Source organism: Rhodococcus sp. (in: high G+C Gram-positive bacteria), assembly GCF_049591685.1.
Lineage (GTDB): Bacteria > Actinomycetota > Actinomycetes > Mycobacteriales > Mycobacteriaceae > Rhodococcoides.
In genome coordinates, this window is record NZ_JBAWFH010000506.1 from 1 (window position 1) to 6,218 (window position 6,218).

Sequence of the window (6,218 nt, forward strand, 5' to 3'; positions counted from 1 at the left end):
CACCACCAGCGTGCACGGCAACGCCAAGATCATCGACGTCACCCCGGGCCGCGTCCGCGATGCGCTCGACGAGGGATCGATCGTGCTCGTCGCCGGCTTCCAAGGCGTCAGCCAGGACAGCAAAGACGTCACGACGCTCGGTCGCGGCGGCTCGGACACCACCGCCGTCGCACTCGCCGCTGCACTCGATGCCGACGTCTGCGAGATCTACACGGACGTGGACGGCATCTTCACCGCCGACCCGCGCATCGTGCCCAACGCGCGCCACCTCGAGACCGTCTCGTTCGAGGAAATGCTCGAGATGGCCGCTTGCGGCGCCAAGGTGCTCATGCTGCGTTGCGTCGAATACGCCCGTCGCTACAACGTTCCCGTACACGTTCGGTCGTCGTACACCACGAAACCCGGAACCATCGTCTCCGGATCTATGGAGGACATTCCAGTGGAAGAAGCCATTCTCACCGGCGTCGCACACGATCGCAGCGAGGCGAAGGTCACCGTCGTCGGTCTACCCGACGCACCCGGCTACGCAGCCAAGGTCTTCCGCGCCGTCGCCGACGCCGAGATCAACATCGACATGGTGTTGCAGAACGTTTCCAAGATCGACACGGGCAAGACCGACATCACGTTCACGTGCCCCAAGTCGGACGGCCCGACGGCCGTGGAGAAGCTGACGAAGCTGCAGGCCGACATCGGCTTCGCGCAGGTGCTCTACGACGATCACATCGGCAAGGTCTCGCTCGTCGGTGCAGGTATGAAGAGCCACCCGGGTGTGACGGCGACGTTCTGCGAAGCACTCGCGGACGCCGGCATCAACATCGATTTGATCAGTACCTCCGAGATTCGAATCTCGGTGCTGTGCAGCGACACTCAGCTCGACGACGCCGTCCGCGTGCTGCACGAGGCATTCGACCTCGGCGGCGAGGACGTAGCCGTCGTACACGCAGGAACAGGACGATAACCATGACCGTAGTTGCAGTAGTGGGTGCCACCGGCCAGGTCGGCGCCGTCATGAGAACACTGCTCGAAGAGCGCAACTTCCCCGCGGACACCGTGCGGTTCTTCGCCTCCGCTCGCTCGGCGGGCAAGAAGCTCCCGTTCCGCGGCGAAGAGATCATCGTCGAGGACGCGTCGACCGCAGACCTCACCGGCATCGACATCGCCCTGTTCTCCGCCGGAGCAACCCTCTCGCGCGAGCAGGCACCTCGTTTCGCCGAGGCCGGAGCCGTCGTCATCGACAACTCGTCCGCGTTCCGCAAGGACGCAGACGTGCCGCTGGTCGTCAGCGAAGTGAACCCTGAGGCGGCGAAGAACCCGCCCCGCGGAATCATCGCCAATCCCAACTGCACCACCATGGCCGCGATGCCGGTGCTGAAGGTGCTTCACGACGAGGCGGGCCTGCAGCGGCTCATCGTCTCGAGCTACCAGGCCGTATCCGGTAGCGGACTCGCAGGCGTCGACGAGCTGGCCACGCAGGCCCGCGCCGTCATCGGCGACGTCGAGAAGCTGGTGCACGACGGCTCGTCGGTCGACTTCCCGGCCCCCAACAAGTACGTCGCGCCCATCGCGTTCAACGTCCTCCCGCTGGCCGGATCGCTCGTCGACGACGGCTCCGGCGAAACCGACGAAGACCAGAAGCTCCGCAACGAATCGCGCAAGATCCTGGGTCTGCCCGACCTGCTGGTCAGCGGTACGTGCGTCCGCGTTCCGGTGTTCACCGGACACTCGCTGTCGATCAACGCCGAGTTCGATCGTCCGCTCTCGGTGGAGCGTGCTCGTGAATTGCTGGCTTCGGCGCCCGGTGTCTCGTTGGTCGATGTGCCGACGCCTTTGCAAGCCGCAGGCGCGGACAATTCCTTGGTCGGCCGCATCCGTCAGGACCCGGGCGTTCCCGAGGGCCGCGGCCTCGCGCTGTTCGTCTCCGGCGACAACCTGCGCAAGGGTGCCGCGCTGAACACTATTCAGATCGCCGAACTGCTGGTCTGACATCCCTTACAACAACAACATCGCGCGTGTACAACCCGAAATTCGGTTGTACACGCGCGGTGTTGTTGTAAGAACTCAATTCAGCCGAGTCTGGCGCCCTCGCCCGACCCGTCGAAGACATGCGCGTGGGCCTCATCGAAGCGGATGGCCACCACATCGCCCTTAGCCGGCGGATCGCGCCAGTCCGCACGTGCCACTATGGTCTGCACAGTGCCATTGACGTCGGCGCGGCCGAAAACGAATGCCTCCGAACCCAATTCCTCGACGACGTCGACCTCGAGCTTTATTCCGGTCGAGACGATCTCGACGTGCTCGGGGCGGACGCCGAACACAACATTTGCGCCGGTGGATTGCGCGAGCGTCTCCCGCGAGATCGGCACCACCTGATCACCGACGCGGACACCGCCGTCGGTCACGGGAACGTCGAACAGGTTCATCGACGGTGACCCCATGAAACCCGCGACGAACACGTTGGTGGGCCTGCGGTACAACTCACGCGGCGACGCGCACTGCTGCAACACACCGCCCTTCAGCACGGCGACGCGATCGCCCATCGTCATTGCCTCGACCTGATCGTGAGTGACGTACACCGTCGTCGTCGCCAGCCGACGCTGCAGCTGCGCGATCTGCGTGCGCGTCTGCACTCGCAGTTTCGCATCGAGGTTGGACAGCGGCTCGTCCATCAGGAACACCTGCGGCTGACGGACGATGGCGCGGCCCATGGCTACTCGTTGCCGCTGCCCGCCCGACAGTGCCTTCGGCTTACGGTCGAGATATGGCTCGAGGTCGAGCAGCTTCGCAGCCTCGAGAACCCGGCGGTTGATCTCGTCCTTGCTCGCCTTGGCAAGCTTGAGCGCGAACCCCATGTTCTCGGCGACGCTCATGTGGGGGTACAGGGCGTAGTTCTGGAACACCATCGCGATGTCCCTGTCCTTCGGCTCGGAATCGGTGACGTCGTTGCCCCCGATCAGGATGCGCCCGGTGTCGACCTCTTCGAGGCCGGCGAGCATGCGGAGCGACGTGGACTTGCCGCATCCCGACGGGCCCACGAGAACCAGAAATTCGCCGTCGGCGATCTCGAGGTCCAGTGCGTTGACAGCGGGTATGTCGGAACCCGGAAAAAGCCTGGTGGCGCGGTCGAACGTGATCGAAGCCATGAGTGGGTAGATCCCTCCACCGGCAGGAACGTGCCGGACGATCCAAGTGACGGGGTGTCGACGGGTGTCGACGGGAGAACATAGTATGAGTGCCGTCACAGGCGTTCGGGGTCGGGGGGTGTCGGGTGGACGGGATGTCGCGCAGGTCTGCTCTCCGCAGCTTGGCTCTGCTGCCGGTGCCGCAGGTGCCGCCGCACTCCCGTCGAGTTCGGCCGCGCGCCAGGCGTTCGCCCAGGACATTTTCGGAGGCAACAGCCCGCTGCTGTTCCATTCGCCTCCGCTGCAACCGTTCCGTGACGATCTGCCGCGCGCTGATCCTGCGCGGTACCGACATTCGCCTACGGCGATCTCGATTACCTGGGCCCGACCATCGAGAGCGGGCAAGGGCAGCCGTGGACGCTGCGATACACCAACCGCACCGTAGGCAATCCGCTCGCAGCCGACATCGACACCTCGCTGCACGGAATGAGCGAGCACGACCGTGAGATGACGCCGACCACCCTGCACCATCACGGCAGCATCACCCCGCCCGACAGCGACGGCCACTCCGAGATGCTGGTGCGCCCGGGCGAATCGTTCACGCACACCTTCCCGGCGCTCAACGAAGCCGCCGGCCTGTGGTACCACGACCACGCGATGTCTTTGACGCGGATCAACGTGTATGCGGGCCTGACCGGCGCGAGTATCGTTCGCGATCAACATGATTCGGGTGCCGCGGACAATTCGCTCGGCCTCCCGTCCGGTGAATTCGAAGTCCCGCTCGTGCTGCAGGAAAAGATCATGAACCCCGACGGGAGCATGAGCATCCACACCAATGTCACCGTGCCGCAGGGTAAGTGGGAGGGCGGTGGAACCGGAGACGTCGGCGTCGTCAACGGAAAGATATGGCCGACGATGGAAGTGGCGCGTGGCCTCTACCGGTTCCGCATCGTCAACGCCGGCTCGTACAGCGTGTGGAACCTGTTCTTCTCCAACAGAATGCGATTGTGGGTCATCGGTGACGACGAAGGACTGCTGAACGCTCCGATCCATACCGACAGCATCCGCCTAGCGCCGGCCGAACGCGTCGACGTGCTGGTGGATTTCGGATCGTTGCAGCCGGGAGAGCTCGTCGAACTCCGCAACGACGAACCCCCACCCGCACAGGCAGCGTCGCTCGGTGCGATACCGATGCCACTGTTCTGCCAGTTTCGAGTAGCTTCCGGACGCGGCTTCGCCGGCGACATCATGACGATGTACCGCGGTGGCAAAGGCCAACCCCCAGTCCTGTCCGAGATCCCGGCTGCCCAAATCCAACGCACCGTCACCGTCAACCAGCCGTCCGCCGGCCTGTCGCTGGCGCCGCCGATGATGACGCTCAACAACCTGCGCTACAGCGACCCGGACATCGAAATGCCCAGGCAGGGCACCGTCGAGCAGTGGAACATCGTCAACACCACACTCGAACCGCACCCCATCCATCTGCACCTCGTGCGCTTCCGCACCCTTGGGCGAGCGCCGGTGGACCTCACCACCTACATGCGTGACAACCCGCGGCCCGACATCGGCGTCAAATGGGCGCCGGACGTCGAACGCTACGTCACCGGGCCCCTCGCACCACCCGCACCGTGGGAAGCCGGACCCAAAGACACCGTCAACACCTGTGGCGTTGGTCGGCCGCGCCCCGTTGGTCCGTGAACCTCCGGTAGGTGCGGTTCCGAGGTCGTCGGCCTGTCGATTGCGTACGCGCCGCTGTTGGCGCACCTTTCAGTTGTTGGCGCAGCTTGCAAACAGCGCCAACGCCTGCAACCTGCGCGGATGGCGTGTGGACAGCTCCTACCCCGCAACTAAAAGTCAGTCTGGACTGTTTGTGGTTTCCCGGCTATGGTGGCGAGTGTGACGCAAACCACGGATTCGCCGGAGAGGCGGACGCAAGCGGAGCGGACGGCCGGTACGCAGGCCAAGCTGTTGGACGCTGCGATCGAGTGCCTTGTCGAGCTGGGCTTTGCGAAGACGAGCACGCAGGAGATCGCGCGTAGAGCGGGTGTCTCCCGGGGAGCGCAGTTGCACCACTTCCCGACCAAGGAGTCGTTGGTGACGGCGGCGGTGGCGCATCTGGTCGACAAGCGGCTGGCCGAGATCCTCGAAACGAACCCGGATCCCGATCGCGGAGTCGACGTGCTCAGCGAGGCGTTCTCCGGTCCGCTCTTCTATGCCGCGCTCGAACTGTGGGTTGCAGCGAGAACCGATCCGGCGCTGCGCGAGGCGATGCTTCCTCTCGAGCGTCGCGTGTCCGAGGCCATCATGGGTGGCGCGCGGGCCGTGATGGGCAGCCGGATGTCGACCGAATCGATCGAGCTCAGCGTCGAACTCGCCCGCGGCCTTGCCGTGTCGGCGTTGTTTCGTACGCCCGAGGCCGATGACGCACTCCGGGCGCGACTGCTCCCGGCCTGGGAATCGAAGGTGATGGAATGGTGATGCTGCCGAGTTCGGTGGGCGTGTTGGTGGTCGGAGCGGGTTTCGCGGGTATCGCGGCCGCGTCGCGCATTCTGGACGACGATCCGAACGCAGACGTTCTGGTCATCGAGCGCGCTGACGACGTCGGCGGCACCTGGCGCGACAACACGTATCCGGGTTGCGCGTGTGACGTGCCGACGTCGCTGTATTCGTTCTCGTTCGCGCCGAGCCCCGACTGGACGCACACGTTCGCGCGACAACCGGAAATCCATCGCTACCTGCGGGGTGTCGTCGATCGGCTCCACCTTCGCGATCGCATCCTGACCAGTTGTGATCTCACCGCCGCCACGTGGGACGCCGAGCGTTCGCAGTGGATAGTCGAGACGTCGCAGGGTGTGGTGACGGCCGATGTGCTCGTCGCGGCCACCGGAGCGCTGTCGACACCGAAGCTTCCGCCGGTGCCGGGGCTGAACAAGTTCGGCGGCACCATGTTTCACTCCGCCACGTGGAATCACGATCACGATCTATTGGGTCAACGCGTCGCGGTGATCGGCACGGGTGCCTCGGCGGTGCAGTTCGTACCCGAGATCGCCGACGACGCAGAGCGGCTCGTCGTCTTCCAGCGGACGCCCGCGTGGGTCG

At 64.9% G+C, this 6,218-nt stretch carries 6 protein-coding genes; 5 read left to right on the top strand and 1 reads right to left on the bottom strand.

The features are described 5' to 3' along the window. Both WBQ44_RS20775 and WBQ44_RS20780 read left to right on the top strand, forming a co-directional pair. Positions 1 to 958: aspartate kinase (locus tag WBQ44_RS20775; protein WP_495568558.1), on the top strand; the 958-nt coding region annotated here is incomplete at its 5' end. Positions 959 to 960: 2 nt separating this feature from the next. Continuing rightward, positions 961 to 1,983, top strand: coding sequence for an aspartate-semialdehyde dehydrogenase (locus WBQ44_RS20780; protein WP_495568559.1), 1,023 nt, complete (start codon positions 961 to 963; stop codon positions 1,981 to 1,983). 80 nt (positions 1,984 to 2,063) lie between these two features. On the opposite strand, the gene WBQ44_RS20785 is transcribed toward WBQ44_RS20780, so the two are convergent. Further along, entirely contained in the window at positions 2,064 to 3,140 is a 1,077-nt protein-coding gene (locus WBQ44_RS20785; protein ID WP_495568560.1) for an ABC transporter ATP-binding protein, read from the bottom strand. Positions 3,141 to 3,605: 465 nt separating this feature from the next. Here WBQ44_RS20785 and WBQ44_RS20790 point away from each other — a divergent pair, with 465 nt between their 5' ends. The 3 genes from WBQ44_RS20790 to WBQ44_RS20800 form a co-directional block, all read left to right on the top strand. Beyond that, on the top strand, positions 3,606 to 4,817 hold the full coding sequence (locus WBQ44_RS20790) for a multicopper oxidase family protein (protein WP_495568561.1): 1,212 nt from the start codon (positions 3,606 to 3,608) through the stop codon (positions 4,815 to 4,817). A gap of 198 nt (positions 4,818 to 5,015) precedes the next feature. Continuing rightward, a complete protein-coding gene (locus WBQ44_RS20795; RefSeq protein WP_495568562.1) occupies positions 5,016 to 5,597 on the top strand; it encodes a TetR/AcrR family transcriptional regulator in 582 nt (193 codons plus the stop codon). Next, positions 5,594 to 6,218 (top strand): flavin-containing monooxygenase (locus WBQ44_RS20800; protein WP_495568563.1); only part of this gene is annotated, 625 nt, incomplete at its 3' end. The genes WBQ44_RS20795 and WBQ44_RS20800, both read left to right, overlap by 4 nt.